At 52.6% G+C, this 19308-nt stretch carries 19 protein-coding genes; 5 read left to right on the top strand and 14 right to left on the bottom strand.

From position 1 onward, the window contains the following. Positions 1-39: 39 nt before the first annotated feature. The 5 genes from J2125_RS12855 to dnaB form a co-directional block, all read right to left on the bottom strand. The gene (locus J2125_RS12855) at positions 40-1398 is read right to left on the bottom strand and encodes an MFS transporter (RefSeq protein ID WP_017801664.1); all 1359 of its coding nucleotides are present in this window, start codon (positions 1396-1398) and stop codon (positions 40-42) included. Positions 1399-1714: 316 nt separating this feature from the next. Further along, a complete protein-coding gene (locus tag J2125_RS12850; RefSeq protein WP_026111767.1) occupies positions 1715-2908 on the bottom strand; it encodes an amino acid aminotransferase in 1194 nt (397 codons plus the stop codon). A 62-nt stretch (positions 2909-2970) separates the two neighbouring features. After that, the gene (locus J2125_RS12845; RefSeq protein WP_017801666.1) at positions 2971-3600 is read right to left on the bottom strand and encodes a YitT family protein; all 630 of its coding nucleotides are present in this window, start codon (positions 3598-3600) and stop codon (positions 2971-2973) included. A gap of 229 nt (positions 3601-3829) precedes the next feature. Continuing rightward, positions 3830-4321, bottom strand: a complete 492-nt coding sequence (locus tag J2125_RS12840; protein ID WP_017801667.1) for an Lrp/AsnC family transcriptional regulator — start codon at positions 4319-4321, stop codon at positions 3830-3832. A 128-nt stretch (positions 4322-4449) separates the two neighbouring features. After that, positions 4450-5871: a replicative DNA helicase gene (dnaB, locus tag J2125_RS12835; protein ID WP_026111768.1), complete on the bottom strand. Its 1422-nt coding sequence runs from the start codon at positions 5869-5871 to the stop codon at positions 4450-4452. Positions 5872-6097: 226 nt separating this feature from the next. Here dnaB and J2125_RS12830 point away from each other — a divergent pair, with 226 nt between their 5' ends. Then, entirely contained in the window at positions 6098-7081 is a 984-nt protein-coding gene (locus J2125_RS12830) for a quinone oxidoreductase (RefSeq protein WP_209499502.1), read from the top strand. Positions 7082-7315: 234 nt separating this feature from the next. Here the strand turns inward: J2125_RS12830 and pspG are convergent, their stop codons facing one another. Together pspG and dusA are read right to left on the bottom strand one after the other, a co-directional pair. Next, positions 7316-7546, bottom strand: a complete 231-nt coding sequence (gene pspG / locus J2125_RS12825; RefSeq protein ID WP_017801670.1) for an envelope stress response protein PspG — start codon at positions 7544-7546, stop codon at positions 7316-7318. A 192-nt stretch (positions 7547-7738) separates the two neighbouring features. Next, complete coding sequence (dusA, locus tag J2125_RS12820) at positions 7739-8734, bottom strand: tRNA dihydrouridine(20/20a) synthase DusA (protein WP_026111769.1); 996 nt, start codon at positions 8732-8734, stop codon at positions 7739-7741. A 301-nt stretch (positions 8735-9035) separates the two neighbouring features. On the opposite strand from dusA, the gene J2125_RS12815 reads away from it, so the two are divergent. Together J2125_RS12815 and J2125_RS12810 are read left to right on the top strand one after the other, a co-directional pair. After that, positions 9036-9566 (top strand): tlde1 domain-containing protein, encoded by a 531-nt coding sequence (locus J2125_RS12815; RefSeq protein ID WP_071590512.1) that lies wholly within the window; start codon positions 9036-9038, stop codon positions 9564-9566. After that, positions 9538-9816, top strand: a complete 279-nt coding sequence (locus tag J2125_RS12810; RefSeq protein WP_198510904.1) for a hypothetical protein — start codon at positions 9538-9540, stop codon at positions 9814-9816. The genes J2125_RS12815 and J2125_RS12810 overlap by 29 nt, the downstream gene beginning before the upstream one ends. A 120-nt stretch (positions 9817-9936) precedes the next feature. Here J2125_RS12810 and J2125_RS12805 read toward each other — a convergent pair whose 3' ends face one another. Beyond that, entirely contained in the window at positions 9937-11178 is a 1242-nt protein-coding gene (locus J2125_RS12805) for a conjugal transfer protein TraF (RefSeq protein ID WP_026111770.1), read from the bottom strand. A 464-nt stretch (positions 11179-11642) separates the two neighbouring features. On the opposite strand from J2125_RS12805, the gene zur reads away from it, so the two are divergent. Further along, positions 11643-12161, top strand: a complete 519-nt coding sequence (gene zur, locus J2125_RS12800; RefSeq protein WP_017801675.1) for a zinc uptake transcriptional repressor Zur — start codon at positions 11643-11645, stop codon at positions 12159-12161. A gap of 78 nt (positions 12162-12239) precedes the next feature. Here the strand turns inward: zur and J2125_RS12795 are convergent, their stop codons facing one another. The 4 genes from J2125_RS12795 to J2125_RS12780 form a co-directional block, all read right to left on the bottom strand. Beyond that, a complete protein-coding gene (locus J2125_RS12795) occupies positions 12240-12452 on the bottom strand; it encodes a CsbD family protein (RefSeq protein WP_017801676.1) in 213 nt (70 codons plus the stop codon). A 242-nt stretch (positions 12453-12694) separates the two neighbouring features. Further along, a complete protein-coding gene (gene dinF / locus J2125_RS12790) occupies positions 12695-14017 on the bottom strand; it encodes an MATE family efflux transporter DinF (RefSeq protein ID WP_026111771.1) in 1323 nt (440 codons plus the stop codon). A gap of 127 nt (positions 14018-14144) precedes the next feature. After that, positions 14145-14753, bottom strand: a complete 609-nt coding sequence (gene lexA, locus J2125_RS12785; RefSeq protein WP_026111772.1) for a transcriptional repressor LexA — start codon at positions 14751-14753, stop codon at positions 14145-14147. Positions 14754-14858: 105 nt separating this feature from the next. Continuing rightward, a complete protein-coding gene (locus J2125_RS12780) occupies positions 14859-15227 on the bottom strand; it encodes a diacylglycerol kinase (protein ID WP_017801678.1) in 369 nt (122 codons plus the stop codon). A 128-nt stretch (positions 15228-15355) separates the two neighbouring features. On the opposite strand from J2125_RS12780, the gene plsB reads away from it, so the two are divergent. Further along, a complete protein-coding gene (gene plsB, locus J2125_RS12775; protein ID WP_026111773.1) occupies positions 15356-17797 on the top strand; it encodes a glycerol-3-phosphate 1-O-acyltransferase PlsB in 2442 nt (813 codons plus the stop codon). A 34-nt stretch (positions 17798-17831) separates the two neighbouring features. Here the strand turns inward: plsB and ubiA are convergent, their stop codons facing one another. After that, positions 17832-18695 carry a 4-hydroxybenzoate octaprenyltransferase gene (gene ubiA / locus J2125_RS12770; protein WP_026111774.1) on the bottom strand — a complete coding sequence of 288 codons (864 nt, stop codon included), beginning with the start codon at positions 18693-18695 and terminating at the stop codon, positions 17832-17834. Further along, positions 18696-19223: a chorismate lyase gene (gene ubiC, locus J2125_RS12765; protein ID WP_017801681.1), complete on the bottom strand. Its 528-nt coding sequence runs from the start codon at positions 19221-19223 to the stop codon at positions 18696-18698. Positions 19224-19308: the final 85 nt, after the last annotated feature.

Here is a 19308-nt window from a genome sequence, read left to right as displayed (position 1 = left end):
GCTTTGAACTATTTTAGATGTCAGCGGCATCATCTGTAATCAACCCGCAAATTCACTGTTCGCAGCCTTCAGCTCAATACGTTTAATCGGGCCGACAATCACCAGGTAGCTGAAAATCGCCAGCAGCGCATGAACGGCAACAAATACCAGCGCCCATTCAAAATGTCCGGTCGCTTTGACGATATAACCGATAACCACCGGCGCAATAATACCAGAGATATTGCCGCACATATTGAACAGGCCGCCCGCCATCCCTGCCATCTCCTTCGGCGCAGCATCTGACATCACTGCCCAGCCCAGCGCCCCGATGCCTTTGCCAAGGAACGCCAGCGCCATAAAGAATACAATCAGGTAGATGGAATCAACGTAATTGCAGAGGATCATCGTCATCGACAGTAGCATGCCGAAGACGATTGGCGTTTTTCTGGCGACAGACAGCGATTTAGTCGCTTTCAGAATACGGTCCGATATTACCCCGCCCAGCAATCCGCCGAGGAAGCCGCAGATCGCCGGAATGGCGGCAATAAATCCGACAGTTTTAATATCCAGACCTTTATCCATCGCCAGATATAACGGAAACCAGGTAATAAAGAAGAAGGTAATAACGGTAATACAATACTGACCGAGATAAATCCCGAGCAGCATACGATTAGATAACAGCTGTCTGAACTGAGAAAATTTAAATTTCCGCTGTTGTTTAGCATTGTGCTGATCCATATCCACCAGCGCCCCGCCCTGACGGATATAATCAATTTCCGCCGCGTTAACCAGCGGATGCGATAACGGATTATGGATCACTTTGGCCGCCGCAAAGGTAATCAGCAGTCCGAGGATACCCATAAAAATAAAAATCGATTCCCAGCCCATCGATAACGTCAGCCAGCCCATTATCGGCGCAAAGATCACGGTAGCGAAATATTGCGCCGAATTAAACACCGCAGCGGCGGTTGCACGCTCCTTTGACGGGAACCAGGCGGCGATAAACCGACTGTTGCCCGGCATCGCTGGCGCTTCCGCCAGGCCGACCAGAAACAGCAGCACGGCCAGCGCGATCAGCGCGCCATAGCCGTCGAACACCTGTACAAAGCCCTGTAACAGGGTAAACACCGACCACAGACACAAACTGCACAGGTAGATTTTTTTCGATCCGAAGCGATCTAACAGCCAGCCGCCCGGAATTTGCGCCAGACAGTAAGCCCAGGCGAAAGCAGAGAAGATCCAGCCCATCTGGCTGGGGTTAATTCCCAGCGCCGCCGACATATCCTTACCGGCAATGGCGAGAGTGGTGCGATCGCCAACGTTTACCGCCGTCACAAAAAACAGCATGATCACGATATGCCATCGGATATTGGTTTTTTTGGCGTAAGCGACTCCCTCAAGATTATTTACCTGACTCATAACGAACCACCTTAATTTTTCTGAATAATATTTTTTGCGAAAATGATGACCAGGGCAATAGAGAGAAGATAGGCAGTTAAATAGCATCAGACAATGTGCATTTGCATAACAAAGCACCCGGTTTTTATTGCGCTATTTAATAGAGGGAATTAGTTGAAGTTGGTCACAAATATTAATTTAGCAGAGGAAGCATTAATGACAATAGTGAGTAGATTGTTATTATTTTGCTGCTATTTCCCGAAAAAATGTTGCCAGAAATAAATAAAAAAGCAGCGAGCCAGGCCCACTGCTTTTCCGTTGCTGCATTCGCAATTGATTACATCACCGCAGCAAAGGCTTCCGCTACCTGATGCACATTGTTGGCATTCAGACCCGCCACGCACATACGGCCACTGGCAATCAGGTAAACACCAAACTCGTCACGCAGACGATCAACCTGCTGGGCGCTGAGGCCGGTATAGCTGAACATGCCGCGCTGCTTTAGCAGGTAATCGAAGTTAGCGCCCGGCACCGCAGCCGCGAGTACCGACACCAGTGACTGACGCATTTCGAGAATACGCAGACGCATCGCTTCCACTTCCGCCAGCCAGCTGGCTTTCAGCGCCTCGTCATTCAGCACACAGGAAACCACCTGCGCACCGAAGTTCGGCGGGCTGGAGTAGTTGCGACGGACGGTGGCTTTTAACTGGCCCAGCACGCGAGAAGCTTCATCGGCGTTATCACAGACGACCGACAGGCCGCCAACGCGTTCGCCATACAGCGAGAAGATCTTCGAGAATGAGTTGCTGACCAGCGCAGGCAGACCGGCGGCAGCGATGGCGCGGATAGCATAGGCATCCTGTTCCATGCCGGCGCCAAAGCCCTGATAAGCGATATCAAGGAATGGCACCAGTTCATGGGCTTTCAGCACTTCAGTGGTGATATCCCACTGCGCGTCGGTCAGATCGGCGCCGGTCGGGTTGTGGCAGCATGGATGCAGCAGCACGATGCTCTGCTTCGGCAGCGTTTTTAATTTGGCGATAAAGGCGTCAAATTTCACGCCATTAGTTTCAGCATCAAACCACGGATAAGTGTCGACTTCGATACCCGCGCCGCCAAAAATCGCCACGTGATTTTCCCACGTCGGATCGCTGACCCAGACGCCAGAATTCGGGAAGTAATGTTTCAGGAAATCAGCACCCACTTTCAGCGCGCCGGAACCGCCGAGCGTCTGAATGGTGGCGATACGTCCCGCTTTTAGCGCCGGATGGTCAGCGCCAAACAGCAGTGGCGCAATCGCATTGCGATAGGCAGGCAGACCTTCCATTGGCAGATAGAGCGATGCGCTATGTGGCTGTGCGTTCAGACGCTCTTCTGCTGCGGCCACCGCCTGCAACTGAGGAATAACACCCTGTTCGTTATAATACAAACCGATGCTTAAATTCACCTTATGCGGTCGCGTGTCCTGTTTGAAGGTCTCCATTAACGAGAGAATTGGATCGCCGGCGTAGGCATCAACGTTTTGAAACACGGTGCAGATCTCCATAGCTTGGTTTTAAGTCAGCCGCGCTGCGCGCATGGCTGGAATATTCTTCAGACGCCGCTGTAGCGTCCCGGACGATGATTCATGGCAATCAGCAGATTGAGGATCACTGCGCCACCAATCGACACTGCCAGCATCGGCAGTGATACCACAAACAGGGATGCCAGCACCACGCAGGTATCAACTGCCATCTGCAATTTCCCGGCGCGAATACCAGAACGATCCTGCAACCACAGCGCAAGGATATTAATCCCGCCGAGGCTGGCTTTGTGGCGAAATAACACTATAAACCCAATTCCCATTATCAGGTTACCGAACAGTGTCGCATAAAACGGGTTCAGCGCATCAAAATGGACAAAAAGTGGATGCAACTGGGTAAAAATTGATACCAGCCCCACTGCCGCAAAGGTTTTCAGCGTAAATGCCCAGCCCATCCGGCGTACCGCCAGCCAGTAGAATGGCAGGTTGATGAGAAAGAATGCCAGACCGAACGAGCAGTGCGTCAGGTAGCTGATTAAAAAGGCAATGCCAGCGGTGCTGCCGGTAAGTGCACCAGCCTGTTTAAGCATCACTACGCCAAAAGAGACCATCAGCGTGCCAGTCACTATCGCGATAAGATCTTCAATATGGGTATGGGGGATTTTTTCTGGTGCTACGAGGGGTTGCGCAAGGTTAGCCATCAGTCTGATTCTCAAGTTATTGACGCAATCAGACTGCAAAAAGCGCACCAATCCGGCAACTTTTGCGGTTGCCGGATGGTGCCAGCGAATTAACCCATTGATAACTAAGGCGCTTTATTGCTCTATTTCGTGCATAATTTCACTCTAAAACAGTCAAATCACGCACATAAACATAAAATTTTGCACAGATTACGCAAATCTGATTACTTTAATGCACCAAAATTGCACATCACGCACTATTCTGGCGCAAAGCACTCTCTGGCAGCATCATCAGGCCATTCTCTTTCAGGCGATTCAGCACCACCGAAGTTTTTACGTGGGCCACACTCTGGTGTCCGGCAACTAACTGGCTGATTAAAGCGCTCAATCCGGCCAGGTCAGCGACCGCCACTTTTAACAGATAATCGGCGTCGCCGGTGGTTTTGTAAGCATCAACTATCGACGCCTGCTCCGCGACCATACGATGAAAACTCTCAACGTATTCTGAGGTGTGGTTAATCAGGCGTACTTCGATTAAACCGATCATGCCGAGACCGACCGCATCCGGCGACAGTCGCGCGTGATAGCCGAGGATTAAATTGGCCTGTTCAAGATTGATACGGCGACGCGAACATTGCGATGCCGAAAGGCCCACTAAATCACTCAACTCCTGATTGGTCAGACGACCATTGGTTTGTAATAAAGTCAGTATTTTAAGGTCGTAATCGTCGATGCTGGTCATTACCGATCCATGTTATCTGTAGGGGCGTCGTGCCCTTACAGATAACCGCAATCGTCGCGTTGTTGTCCAACACTATTTTCTGATGGCTGCGGGGAGGTTTACCCAGGGACGGCGTTCTCGCCGCTCAGTTACTCATCGTCGTACTGCGGTCCGGCATAATTATCGAAACGCGACCACTGGCCGTTAAAGGTCAGACGCACAGTACCGATTGGTCCGTTACGCTGCTTACCAAGAATGATTTCAGCAATGCCTTTCATATCGCTGTTTTCGTGATACACCTCATCGCGATAGATAAACATAATCAAGTCGGCATCCTGCTCGATGGAACCGGATTCACGCAGATCGGAGTTCACCGGACGCTTATCGGCGCGCTGCTCAAGCGAGCGGTTAAGCTGCGACAGCGCCACCACCGGCACCTGCAACTCTTTGGCCAGTGCCTTCAGCGAGCGGGAGATCTCGGCAATTTCCAGCGTACGGTTATCGGACAGTGACGGTACGCGCATCAATTGCAGGTAGTCGATCATAATCAGGCTTAAGCCGTCATGTTCACGGAAAATACGCCGTGCGCGTGAACGGACTTCGGTCGGCGTCAGGCCAGAAGAATCATCGATATACATATTCTTCTTCTCCAGCAGAATCCCCATCGTGGCGGAGATGCGCGCCCAGTCTTCATCGTCCAGCTGTCCGGTACGAATACGTGTCTGGTCGACGCGCGACAGTGACGCCAGCATACGCATCATAATCTGTTCGCCAGGCATCTCCAGACTGAAAATCAGCACCGGTTTATCCTGCAACATCGCGGCGTTTTCACACAGGTTCATCGCAAAGGTGGTTTTACCCATTGATGGACGTGCCGCAACGATAATCAGATCCGAACGCTGCAAACCGGCGGTCTTTTTATTAAGATCCTGGTAGCCGGTATCGACGCCCGTCACGCCGTCATGCGGCGTCTGATACAGCGATTCAATCCGCGAGACGGTGGCTTCCAGAATCTGGTCGATGCTTTTCGGCCCTTCATCTTTACTGGCGCGGTTTTCTGCGATCTGGAAGACGCGTGATTCCGCCAGATCCAGCAGATCGACACTGGTGCGCCCCTGCGGATCGTAACCGGCGTCGGCGATCTCATTCGCTACCGAGATCATTTCGCGCACTACCGCACGTTCGCGCACAATATCCGCATAAGCGCCGATATTCGCCGCACTTGGTGTATTTTTTGACAGTTCGGCCAGATAAGCAAAGCCGCCAACCATATCCAGCTCGCCCTTCTGTTCCAGCGATTCAGAGAGGGTGATCAGGTCAATCGGTTTGCCCATCTCCAGCAGGCGCTGCATTTCACCGAAGATCAGGCGATGCGGACGGCTGAAGAAGTCCTGCGCCACTACACGCTCGGCAACGTTATCCCAGCGTTCGTTATCCAGCATTAAACCGCCCAACACCGACTGTTCCGCTTCCAGCGAATGCGGCGGCAACTTCAGCCCTTCCATCTGGCGGTCACGGGTTTCGCTTGCGCGAGGTTCGCTTGATTTGTTGGTGGGTTTATTTCCTGCCATAGTGGATGCAATACCGAAAATCAGTTGAGAAGACGCGCAAGTATATACCCAAAGTCATTGAAGTTGCAGCAAGGCAGCAAATGAACGAGTCCAGCGGAACTGACTCAGGTCAGTGATGCGAGTAAGTGAGTGCGGCTAACGCCGCTGCGGCTTAAAGGGCGATGGGGATAACGGTTTGTACAGGTTAGATCTTGATATCAGTCACGCTAAATCAACAGGAGTGAACATGGCAAAGCGTATTCAGTTCAGCCAGCATGGCGGCCCGGAAGTGTTGCAACTGGTGGATTTTGCTATCGCCGATCCGGCAGCCAATGAAGTACAGGTGGAAAATAAAGCGATAGGTATCAACTATATCGATACTTATATCCGTAGCGGACTCTATCCGACGCCAGCGATGCCTTCAGGTTTAGGCACCGAAGCGGCTGGTGTAGTGACCAAAGTGGGTTCAGCCGTCAGCGTGCTGAAGCCGGGTGACCGCGTGGTATATGCGCAATCTGCGCTCGGGGCTTACAGCGAGTTGCATAATGTCAATGAGGATCGCGTAGCGTTGCTGCCGGACGCTATCTCTTTTGAGCAGGGCGCGGCTTCTTTCCTGAAAGGTCTGACGGTGCACTATCTGTTGCGCCAGACTTACGAAGTGCAGCCGGATGAAACTTTTCTGTTTCATGCCGCTGCGGGCGGCGTCGGTCTGATCGCCTGCCAGTGGGCAAAAGCGCTGGGCGCTCATCTGATTGGCACCGTCGGTTCGGCGGAAAAAGCCACGCTGGCGAAAAATGCCGGCGCCTGGGCCACAATTAATTATCGCGAAGAGAATATTGCCCAGCGTCTGAGCGAGCTGACCGACGGTAAAAAAGTGCGGGTAGTGTATGACTCGGTAGGTAAAGACACCTGGGAAGCCTCGCTTGACTGCCTGCAACGCCGCGGTCTGATGGTCAGCTTTGGCAATGCGTCCGGTCCGGTTACCGGCGTCAATCTCGGCATTCTGTCACAGAAAGGCTCGCTGTATGTCACCCGTCCGACACTGTTTGGTTATGTCACCAATCGTGAAGAACTGGAACTGGCCAGCAGCGAACTGTTCTCACTGATTGCCAGCGGCGCGATTAAGGTCGATGTCGCGGAACAGCAGAAATTTGCGCTGGCGGATGCACAGAAGGCGCATACCACGCTGGAGAGTCGCGCCACTCATGGTTCAAGCCTGCTGATTCCCTGATCGACAAATGCAAACGGGGCTTCCCGAAGGAAGCCCCTTTTTTCTTTCTTTTTTTTAGTTCGCGCTGTTTGTAGGGTCAGCGGCGATGAATTCGTGTTCGACTCAACGGAATCCATCCTGGCAGAAAACATAAGTAAAAAATATGTTTAATTGCAAAAAACTGCTAAGCAAAACCGCGTGGTGTGATCCAGCCCGCATTCTGCCCGTCTGTTTATTACGCAAGCCTTTGATTGTTCAGCGCGAGGTCCAGTCACGTCGTCTTATTTTCGGCTTCTGACAGGCGCGGTAAATCCATACTGCCACCACCGCCAGAATCAGCCACGGCAACATTTTTATAACAATCGCAAACAGTCCGCCCACCATCATCACCAGGGTGGCGACCACTAATGCTGCCAGTACGCCCAGAACAGAAACACCGGTCAGCAGCAACATTAAAAAGAATCCAAGCACAAACAGGATTTCCATACGGCATACTCCACATGATTAGCTACTGCATAGCTATTACAAGAAATATGCCAGGTTGCAGGAAAGTACAGGCCATTGAAAATAGGGGTATTTATGGAATGCAACCTTGAGGGAGTTGGTGAAAATAATCAACAAGTGGTTTAATTTTAACTGATTATGGTTGTCCACGGGCGGCGAGAACGCCGCCCGGAATCAAACCGCTGCCGGAATTTTATCCGCTACCAGAGACAGCGCCTTTTCCAGCACTTCCACATCGGCCCCGGCTTTATGGGCGTTTTCGCTCAGATAGCGACGCCACTGACGCGCGCCCGGAATCCCCTGGAACAGCCCCAGCATATGGCGGGTGACATGGCCAAGGTAAGTCCCCTGCGCCAGCTCACGTTCGATATAGGGATACATCGCGCGCACTACTGCGACCGGATCGCTGTCAGCCACTTCGAGGCCGAACAGCTGGCGATCCACCTGCGCCAGAATGCCCGGGTTCTGATAGGCTTCACGTCCCATCATCACGCCATCAAGATGCTGCAGATGTTGCTGCGCTTCGGCCAGCGTCTTCACGCCGCCATTCAGCGCCATCGTCAGCTGCGGAAAATCACGCTTCAGCTGATAAACGCGATCGTAATCCAGCGGCGGGATCTCACGGTTCTCTTTCGGGCTTAAACCGGAGAGCCAGGCTTTGCGCGCATGGATAATAAACATCTCACAGCCGCCCTGCGTCGCCACGGTGCCAATAAAATCACACAGGAAGGCATAGCTATCCTGCTCATCGATACCGATACGGGTTTTAACCGTCACCGGTATCGACACCACATCACGCATCGCTTTAATGCAGTCGGCAACCAGCTGCGCTTCACCCATCAGGCAGGCGCCAAAACGTCCGTTCTGCACCCGATCGGACGGACAACCGACGTTAAGATTGATTTCGTTATAACCGCGCGCTTCAGCCAGTCTGGCGCACTGCGCCAGCGCAGCCGGATCGCTGCCGCCCAGCTGTAACGCTACCGGCTGCTCCTCTTCACTCCAGGCGAGGTAATCCCCCTTGCCATGGATAATCGCGCCGGTGGTCACCATTTCGGTGTACAGCAGCGTCTGGCGCGTCAGCTGACGATGAAAATAGCGGCAGTGGCGATCGGTCCAGTCAAGCATGGGGGCGACGGAAAAACGGTGAGCAGGCAGATTCTGGGTCATGAAAAACGATAACTCTGTGGGGGTGAATCGATGTCGATAATATGCGCAATGATATCACAGAATCATGCAGGGGCGAGGAATGCTGGGGTTGATATTTGCAGGTGAACGGCGTGTGTGGTGATAAAAGTTGTATCGCGGTTTACGTCGCGTGGGAGCTGGCAGACATTTTGAATGAGGGTTTACTATATAAAGTGAAGGGGAAAAATGTCGCTAGTGTCACCTAATGATAAATAACCAGGTGTTGCCATGATGGTCTCAGGCGTATGATCCCCGTACTTATAATTCTGTTCAAGGGAATGATATGCAGATTATGCGCATGAGCTATGCCGACCTTACGAAGGGTGGAGGGGAAGCAAAATTGCACGTTTATGGTGTAGGTACTTTTCCCGTTTTCAGTGGTCAGGCTCCTTACACTAATGATCCCAATTGCACTTTTCAGGTAAATAGCGCCATACCAATCGGAAGATATTGGATCGTTGACAGGCCAGAAGGTAGCACTATGAATCAGCTAAGGGGATCGGTTATAGATTGGTGGAATAATTCGAATCGGAAGGAATGGTTTGGACTCTTCAACTCACAGACAATGACTGACAGCATTTTTATAAATGGAGTTTCGCGTGGTGGATTTCGGTTACATCCTCTTCGCCCCGATGGTTCAGGAGTAAGTGAGGGATGCATTACATTTTCGCGAAACACAGATTTTTATACTGTCAGAAATTCGCTTATCAAGCGCAATAAAGTAAAAGTCCCCGGTTCGCGGAGTGGTTTAATCGCATACGGCTATGTTGACGTACAGGGGGAAAGTGACTTTGCTAACTGCAAGATACGGTAAGAACGTCATATTGTTCATTGGGTGTTTTATTGTGGCTCTTTTTCTTTCTCGCTACGGGATGCCTTTGCATTCTGTTACCAGCTATTTAGTTGATGAGGCGCATAGCTTTTTTGACAAATATCAGCCAGATATTTATGAGCCTGATTCTGACCCTGCGTCCTTTGCAGCATTAGTTGTTGCTGTAACTGTTTATGCCATGATTCTTTATTATATTATCAAAAAGATCGCGTTTTATTTTCGCAAACGATAAAACAGATATCCTCTCTGCTGTCACTTTAAGATGAAAAACTTAATTTTATCATGACTGAACTGACAGATAATCAATTCTACACCACTCCATGGGCGAGGGATCCCTCGCCCCCAGCCGTAATCAGAAGTTAAAACCGAGCTGCGCCATTGCGCCCCAGGTGTTGTCGTCACCGACAGAACCGGCCAGATCGAGATGTACCGAATTATTAAACGGCGATATGCCAAAACCGGCAGTGGCGACATTGGTATCGTTCGATTTCATATCCGCACGATAACCACCACGCAATTGCAGCCAGCTAAACAGGCGGTACTCGGCACCGACACCAGCGTACTGGCTATCCTGCTGAGTTTTAAAACGCTTGGTTGGGGTCAGATCGACATCGAGACTGGTGGTCAGCCGTTCGGTATGCCAGGAGACACCGGAAGTCACCAGTGGGCGGATCTGGTAAGTATCGGTGTAGCCACTCACCTCTTTGGTATCGATATCACGCGAAATCAGGTTCTGCGCACTTAAACCCAGCGTCCAGTTGTCGCCAATATCGGTCGCCAGACCGGCATCAAGGTTAAAACCGGTGTTACTGTTTTTATAGCGGCCTTCGGTAAAGTCCGACTTGTCGTAGTTATAAACCGACACGCTGTAGTTATACAGGTACGTTTTCTGCAGTTTTGGCGTTACGCCCACCGATACCGGATGACCGGCGACATTAAACTCATGCGCCACGGCAATACCATAATCGGTAACAATCGCCCCGCGTCCCAGACCGGCGGAGGTGAGACGATCTTCGTCACCCGGCAGCGGCAGCACGGTGCCATCTGCTACACCCTGCAAATAATCGATATCGCTCTGCGATACATCGGTCGCCAGATGGGCGGTGCCGTAGGCTTTCGTGACAAAAGCAAACGGCAGCACTTCATTTGGTACCGCCACCACAATGGCCGCACCAGCGGAACCCTGGGCAGTATTGCCGCGCAGACCACGCAGCTGTCCAGCCAGATCGCCTGCGGCAGCCTGTAACTTAGGATAGTTGGCAAGACTTAAATCATCGGTCAGGCCGCGGTAACCATCCACGGAATCCGAAATATCATCAACTTTATCAACCAGCTTATCTTTATCCGTCAGCTGCACGCCCACAGACGGGATAATCACGCTGACATCGTCGTCTGGCTGCGCTTTGGTCAATAACGCCGGGTTAGCTAATGGCGCAGTGCCATAGGTTGAGGAGGCCACACCAGTGCCGCCCATTGCGTCGTTACGTGCATCAAAATAGTTGCCTGCCGCAATCCCGCTAAACGGCACCATTAGCAGTGCATTTAATACGATGGGATGAGAAGTCCTGAAAATACGCTTTGATAAATTTGCCATTTGCCTGAAACCACCCGAATTGAAATTTACACGCTAAATGCACGCAGAATGCCCCTACCCTGATAATGCGCATCCGGGTGGAGTGTTATTGCCGTGAACTCACTCGCTTTAAGTGGGCTTATCTGGTGATTGGAGTTTGTGGAATCTGTTAATGAACTAACGATTAACTCTAAAAAAACCAGAGGAAAATCAGTTAGCCAGATAAGCATTATTTAACAGTAGACCGGTTTTTTTCTGACTGCAAATCGGAAAAATGGCTGACAAGTCGTTAGTGGCGGGATTTGACACAAAAAACACCGATAAGCCGAACTGTTGATTTACCACTATTTCAGATAAATGTTGTTTAACTTACCTGCTTTCAGAATGTTAATGATTATTCAACTTGCCACTGGCGAAAACTGAGCATTCGGCGTTTTTTGCTGCACGTGATAAAATAACATCTCATTTCGGTCCGGAGATTCATCATGAGCGCCATCCTTCCTGAACAACTTTTGTCGCAGGCAGAACAACTCTGTCAGCAGCGCAATGTGCGACTGACCCCGCAGCGTCTGGAAGTTTTACGTCTGATGACTGAACAGAAAGGCGCGATCAGCGCTTATGATCTGCTCGATTTGCTGCGGGTATCGGAGCCACAGGCGAAGCCGCCGACGGTTTATCGTGCGCTCGATTTTCTGCTGGAGCAGGGCTTTATTCACCGCGTGGAATCGAATAACAGCTATGTGGTGTGTCATCATTTCGAAGAGGCGGAACACAGTTCGGCGATGCTGATTTGTGATCGCTGTGGTTCGGTTAATGAGAAGCATGCGGCAGGGGTGGAAGATATTTTGCAGGTACTGGCGCGTCAGTCAGGCTTTGTATTACGCCATAGCGTGATTGAAGCACATGGATTGTGTGTGGGGTGTCGTGAAGTGGAAGCCTGTACGCATCAGGAAAATTGCGAACACGATCATACGGTAGTGAGTAATAAAAAACGCGGGCGCTAGTAGCAGAAAGGCATTAAGCGGCACACTCCGTGTGCCTTCAGCCAGGAACATGGTCCTTAAGTGGACTTTAAACCCTGGTTACCAGCGATAATCGCTGTTTTTGGTTTCCCAATCCTTGACTTCTTTTTCCGCCTCTTCCTTAGCGTAACCATAACGTTCCTGGATTTTACCTACCAGTTGATCGCGTTTACCTTCGATCACCGTCATGTCGTCATCGGTAAGTTTGCCCCATTTTTCCTTCACTGTACCTTTAAACTGTTTCCAGTTACCGCCGGCTTGGTCGCTATTCATAATATAATTCCTCTACCTTAGGTTATAACAGTTTTGGTGTTTCGTATTAGCTACGCCTCTACTGTTAGAAGAAAACGCTGTCCATTTGCTAATCACACAGATAATTATAGTCAATGAAAGTGGAAAGCACGCAATAAGCCAGCCATTTACGCTGAAGCAGGAGCCTGAATTAAGATTAACACGCTGAAATATATCGATTTTAAAGTGATTATCTCTGCGAGACCGAGCCGTAAGTAAATATTTCAGCGAGGAAACCAGCTGTCATTTTGCCAGTGGCGTCGCCAGATAAACCATAGCGAAACGCCGCGCAATAACAGAAACACCATCACTGCCAGCCATAAGCCGTGATTGCCCAGCCAGGGTAACGTCAGCAAGGTAAGGCCATAACCGAGTGCGGCAATCGCCATACCATTGCGCATCTCACTGCCACGCGTGGCGCCAATAAACATGCCATCCAGCAGATAACACCAGACGCCAGCAACCGGCAAAATCACCTGCCAGATAAGGTAGCGATCGGCCATCGCGCGCAATTCGGGTAATGATGTCAGCATTGAGACAATCCACTCGCCGCTAACGAGGTAAATCAGCGAAAAGCTCAGCGCAACCAGACCCGCCTGGCGGCAGGATGCGTGCCAGACGCGCAGCAGCTTGCTGCTGTCACGCGCGCCGTATGCTTCACCGGAATAAGCTTCTACTGCATAAGCGAAACCATCCAGTGCATAGGCGGTAAAGGTGAGGAACATCAACAGCACCGCATTAACCGCTACGACTTCGCTGCCAAGACGCGCGCCGAGGACAGTTAATGAAGCGAAGCAGATTTGCAGCATCAATGAACGCAACATAATGTCGCGATTCAGACGCAGCAGGCGTTTGAAATTGCCGCGCCAGCCATTTTTCAGCAAGTTAAATGAAACACCGCGCAATTTAAGCACTCGCCATACCATCAGCAAGCCGATCAGCAGTGTGACATATTCGGCAATCGCGGTCGCTGCAGCCGCGCCCTGCACGCCCCAGCCAAGGCCGGTGACAAACCATAGCGCCAGCAGGATATTCACCAGATTGCCAGCCACCAGCAGAATCACCGGCGCACGCGCATACTGCACGCCAAGCAGCCAGCCGAGGATCACCAGATTGGCCAGCGTAGCCGGCGCGCTAAGCCAGCGCACCGACATAAACAGATGCGCCTGATACAGCACTTGCGGATTACCACCCACCACCGAGGTCGCCAGACGACTGAGCGGCTCTTTAAACGCCACAAACAGTACACCGGCCACCAGCGCCATCAGCAGTGGTTGCATCAGCGCGCGCGCCAGCGCCGGTTTATCGCCAGCGCCAAACGCCTGCGCGGTTAAGCCGGTGGTGCTCATCCGCAGAAACAGCAGCAGCATAAACAGGAAACTGGTCGCCGTAGTGCCGACCGCAACGCCGCCCAGATAGGCTGGGCTGTCAAGATGGCCAATAACGGCAGTATCCACCAGTCCCAGCAATGGCACGGTGATATTGGAGAGGATCATCGGCAGCGCCAGCCGCCAGAGGTTTTTATCAGTAGCAGTAAACAATCGCACAGGCTGCTTCCACAACGCGATTAAGCGGCACAGCAGAGCTGGCGCAACAATGGGGGTGAGATAAAGACGTTTACCTGACGCGCGCCCTCAGAAAGAGATCAGCGCGCGCAGGAAGCAACGGAATCGCTTACAGCCAGTTACCGTTACGGATCACACCAACCGCCAGGCCTTCGATGGTCAGGGTTTGCTGACGCAGGTCGATAACAATCGGCTGAAATTCACTGTTTTCCGGCAGCAGCTGCACCATGTTACCCTGCTTTTTCAGGCGCTTAACCGTCACTTCATCATCAATGCGCGCCACAACCACCTGGCCATTACGCACATCCTGGGTTTTATGCACGGCCAGCAGATCGCCATCCATAATACCGATATCTTTCATCGACATACCGCTGACACGCAGTAAAAAGTCGGCATTAGGTTTAAACAGACTGGCGTCAACCTGGAAGTGACCTTCAATATGCTGTTCCGCCAGCAGCGGTTCGCCTGCGGCGACGCGGCCAATCAGCGGTAAGCCGGTCTCCTCTTCCATCATCAGCCGGATGCCGCGCGAAGCGCCAGATACAATCTCGATCACGCCTTTACGCGCCAGCGCTTTCAGATGCTCTTCCGCTGCATTAGGAGAGCGAAAACCTAATTGCGAGGCGATTTCGGCGCGTGTAGGCGGCATACCGGTCTGACTAATGTGGTCACGAATCAGATCATATACCTGCTGCTGCCTTGCCGTTAATGCTTTCATACCGCCCCCTGGTTGTTTATACAGTCGCTGTGAGTATATACAGGTATTTGCCAGCTGAAAAGCGAAAGCTGTGTAAAAAACAGCAGTTTGGCGATTTCTGCCGGCTTACGTCCAATACGACCACAGCAGCATGATCCACACCATCAGGGCCAGCAAAATAGAGAGTAATACCGCCGCCGATCCCATATCTTTGGCGCGTCCGGAGAGCGGATGATGCTCGCTGCCGATGCGGTCCACAACCGCCTCAATCGCGCTATTCAGGATCTCGACAATAATCACCAGCAGCACCGAGCCAATCAGCAGCACGCGTGTGATGGCATCCACATCCAGCCAGCAGGCGACGATAATCGCAATCACTGCGGCGACGGACTCCTGGCGAAATGCAGCTTCATGCTGCCAGGCCGCACGTATTCCTTTCCATGAATAACCTGCCGCTTTTATGATGCGAGTCAGACCGGTGACATTATTTGCCATAATGATGGAACCCTTTGAGATGTTTAACGTCAACTTGTGGGTGGCGCACGTATTGCAACACAACAGATCTTAATAGCGCTTTCTGGTATGCTTGCCGCGCTTTGCTAACAAGAGGCTTCATGTTGTCTATGTCAGGTTGGCGTAATTTCTACTACAAGTTACTAAACTTACCACTCTCATTTTTGGTGAAGAGTAAAGCTATTCCGGCCGATCCGGTAGCAGAACTTGGGCTCGATACGTCGCGTCCTATTATGTATGTATTGCCTTATGATTCAAAGGCGGATCTGCTGGCGCTGCGAGCGCAATGTCGCAAACGCGACTTGCCCGATCCGCTGGAGCCGCTGGAAATCGATGGCACGGTTTTGCCACGTCATGTGTTTATCCATGACGGCCCGCGCGTCTTTCCCTATTTCGTGCCTGACCCTGATTCGGTAAAACTGTTCCACGACTATCTGGACCTGCATCGCAGCAATCCCGATCTGGACGTGCAGATGGTGCCGATTTCGGTGATGTTTGGCCGGGCGCCGGGTCGCGAAGTACAGGGCGAACAGACGCCGCATCTGCGCGTACTGAATGGCGTGCAGAAGTTCTTTGCCGTTATCTGGCTGGGACGCGACAGCTTTGTGCGCTTCTCACCGACCGTCTCGCTGCGCCGGATGGCCACCGAACACGGCACCGATAAAACCATCGCGCAGAAACTGGCGCGCGTCGCGCGGATGCACTTTGCCCGTCAGCGTCTGGCGGCGATAGGCCCACGCCTGCCGGTGCGTCAGGAGCTGTTTGGCCGCCTGTTGCAATCAAAAGCGATCGCCAAAGCGGTGGAAGATGAAGCGCGCACGCGTAAAATCTCCCATGAGAAGGCGCAGCAAAACGCCATTGAACTGATGGAAGAGATTGCCGCTGACTTCTCGTATGAAGCGATTCGCCTCACCGACCGCATTATGGGCTGGACGTGGAGCAAGCTGTATCAGGGCATCAACGTCAATGGCGGCGAACGCGTGCGTCAGCTGGCGCAGGATGGTCACGAGATCGTCTACGTGCCCTGCCACCGCAGCCACATGGACTATCTGCTGCTCTCCTACGTGCTCTATCATCAGGGGCTGGTGCCGCCGCATATCGCCGCCGGGATTAACCTGAACTTCTGGCCAGCGGGCCCGATTTTCCGTCGTCTTGGCGCGTTCTTTATTCGCCGCACCTTTAAAGGCAATAAACTTTACGCCACGGTGTTCCGTGAATACCTCGGTGAACTGTTTACCCGCGGATATTCGGTGGAATACTTCGTCGAAGGCGGACGTTCGCGCACCGGGCGACTGCTCGATCCAAAAACCGGCACCCTGTCAATGACCATTCAGGCGATGCTGCGCGGCGGCAACCGCCCGATCACGCTGGTGCCGATCTATATTGGCTATGAGCATGTGATGGAAGTGGGCACTTACGCCAAAGAACTGCGCGGCGCCACCAAAGAGAAAGAAGGCTTTATGCAGATGGTGCGTGGCTTACGCAAGCTGCGTAACCTCGGCCAGGGCTACGTTAACTTTGGTGAACCGCTGCCGCTGATTAACTATCTGAATAACCATGTGCCGGAATGGCGTGATTCGATCGACCCGATTGAAGCACAGCGCCCGGCCTGGCTGACGCCAGCGGTCAATGATATCGCTCAGCGCGTTATGGTGCGGATTAACAACGCCGGTGCCGCTAACGCCATGAACCTGTGCGTCACCGCGCTGCTGGCTTCACGCCAGCGCTCGCTGACCCGTGAGCAGCTCACCGAGCAGCTTGAGTGCTATATTCAGCTGCTGCGCAACGTGCCTTACTCGCCAGACGCCACGGTGCCGGATCTCAGCGCCACCGAGCTGCTGGAGAGCGCGCTGGGCATGAATAAGTTTGAAACCGAGCAGGACAATATCGGCGACATCATTATTCTGCCGCGTGAGCAGGCGGTGCTGATGACCTACTACCGTAACAATATCCATCATATGCTGGTGTTACCGGCGCTGATTGCCGCCATTGTGCAGCAGCATCGCGAGCTGTCGCGGGCGGAACTGTTACGTCAGGTCAGCGTAATCTATCCGATGCTGAAAAGTGAGCTGTTCCTGAGCTGGAATAAAGAGCAGCTGCCACAGGTGCTGGATGCGCTGATTACCGAGCTGGCGCGCCAGGGTCTGATTACCGCTGATGACAGCCACTTGCGTCTGAGTCCGGCGCGCTTCCGTACGTTGCAGCTGCTGGCTGCTGGCGTGCGTGAAACGCTGCAGCGTTATGCCATCACCTTCTCGATTCTCAGCGCTAACCCGGCGATTAACCGTGGTTCACTGGAAAAAGAGAGCCGCACGATGGCGCAACGCCTGTCGGTGCTGCATGGTATTAACGCGCCGGAGTTCTTCGATAAAGCAGTATTCTCAACGCTGGTGCTGACCTTACGCGATGAAGGCTATATCAGTGATACCGGTGATGCGCTGATTGAGCAGACGCAGAAGGTTTACCATCTGCTGGCGGATTTGATCACCCAGGATGTACGACAGACAATTGAAAGTGCGGTGGCGCCGGAAAGCGCGCTCGCATCAGAGTAGCCCCCAGGGGCGGCGTTCTCGCCGCCCCCTGTTATTACACCGCTAACACCACGCCAATAAACAGCACCAGGCCAACATAATTATTGTTTAAAAAGGCTTTAAAGCAGGCATCGCGTTCACGCGCGGCAATCAGTTTTTGTTGATAAATAAACAGCCCTGCCGCCAGCACCATCGCCGCCCAGAATGCCCAGTTCAGCGCCATCAGCAGGCCAATCGCCGCCAGCAACAGCAGGCTGACCAGCTGTAACAAGCCAATAATCAACTTATCAAAACGCCCAAACAGAATGGCGGTCGATTTCACGCCGATTTTCAGATCGTCATCGCGATCCACCATCGCATACTGGGTGTCGTAGGCCACCGTCCAGCAGATATTGGCGAAGAACAGCAGCCAGCAGGTTAACGGCACGCTTTCGCTAACCGCCGCCCACGCCATCGGGATCGCCCAGCCAAAGGCGGCGCCCAGCACCACCTGTGGCAGATGGGTATAGCGCTTCATAAACGGATAGATCCACGCCAGCGCCAGCCCGGCAAACGACAGCCAGATGGTCATCGCATTCATCGTCAGCACCAGAGCAAAAGAGACCAGCACCAGCGCGATAAACAGCAGCTTTGCCTCTTTTTCGCTGATTGCGCCGCTGGGTAACGGACGGGATTCGGTGCGTTTAACGTGACCGTCGATGTTGCGATCGGCGTAGTCGTTGATCACACATCCCGCCGCACGCATAAACAACACGCCAAGCACAAACACCAGCAGCACATTAAGCGGCGGTAACGCCCTTCCCGCCAGCCACAGCGCCCACAGCGTTGGCCACAGCAGCAGCAGCGAGCCGATCGGTTTATCAATGCGCATCAGGCGGCAATAAGCCTGAAAACGCGTCATTTGCACAGTTCTGTCCACTTATTGCGATCCTTCTGCTGGCTGATGGTGATAGATCGGCGCCGCAGGTAAAAAGAGTTCGGTAAGGAGTAATGGTTTATTAGCCAGGCGCAGACGCGAACGGCGTCCCCACAGCGACTGAATAACGCCGGGTTCAATAAAATCACGGGTGAGTGTCGATGAGGAGAACAGATAGCGGCCAAGCGGACGGGTGCCTAACTGCTGCAGCATCGCCTCCGGGCCATTCAGCGTCGATTCCGGCACAATTGTGCGCCCGGCCAGCCAGGGAACACCGTCGCCAGATAACAGGATTTCACGCAGCCAGTAGCGCGGCTCCTGCGGCAGTAATGCCACTTCGTCACCCACCTGATCCGCGCTGATAAAGCCTTCGCGCAGTGGCGCAACGGTAACCTTCTTGCAGTGGCGTTCAAAACGCTTCGTCATCGAGTCTTCCTCCATCAGCCAGTCCAGTAGGGAGGCATTGAGCAAAGGTGACGAAACAGGAAGCCATTCGATCGCGCGCAGTAACGCAAGCGCGTTATCCGACATACGGCATCTCCGGGTAGAAAATCAGATGCCGTAGTGTAACGCAGAGCCTTGTGGAGAACACGCCACCGTCAGGGAATTGATGAAA

Source organism: Winslowiella toletana (genome assembly GCF_017875465.1).
GTDB classification, from domain to species: Bacteria; Pseudomonadota; Gammaproteobacteria; order Enterobacterales; family Enterobacteriaceae; genus Erwinia; species Erwinia toletana.
The sequence above is the reverse complement of the archived record's forward strand: the minus strand, read 5'-3'. Positions and strand labels throughout refer to the sequence as shown.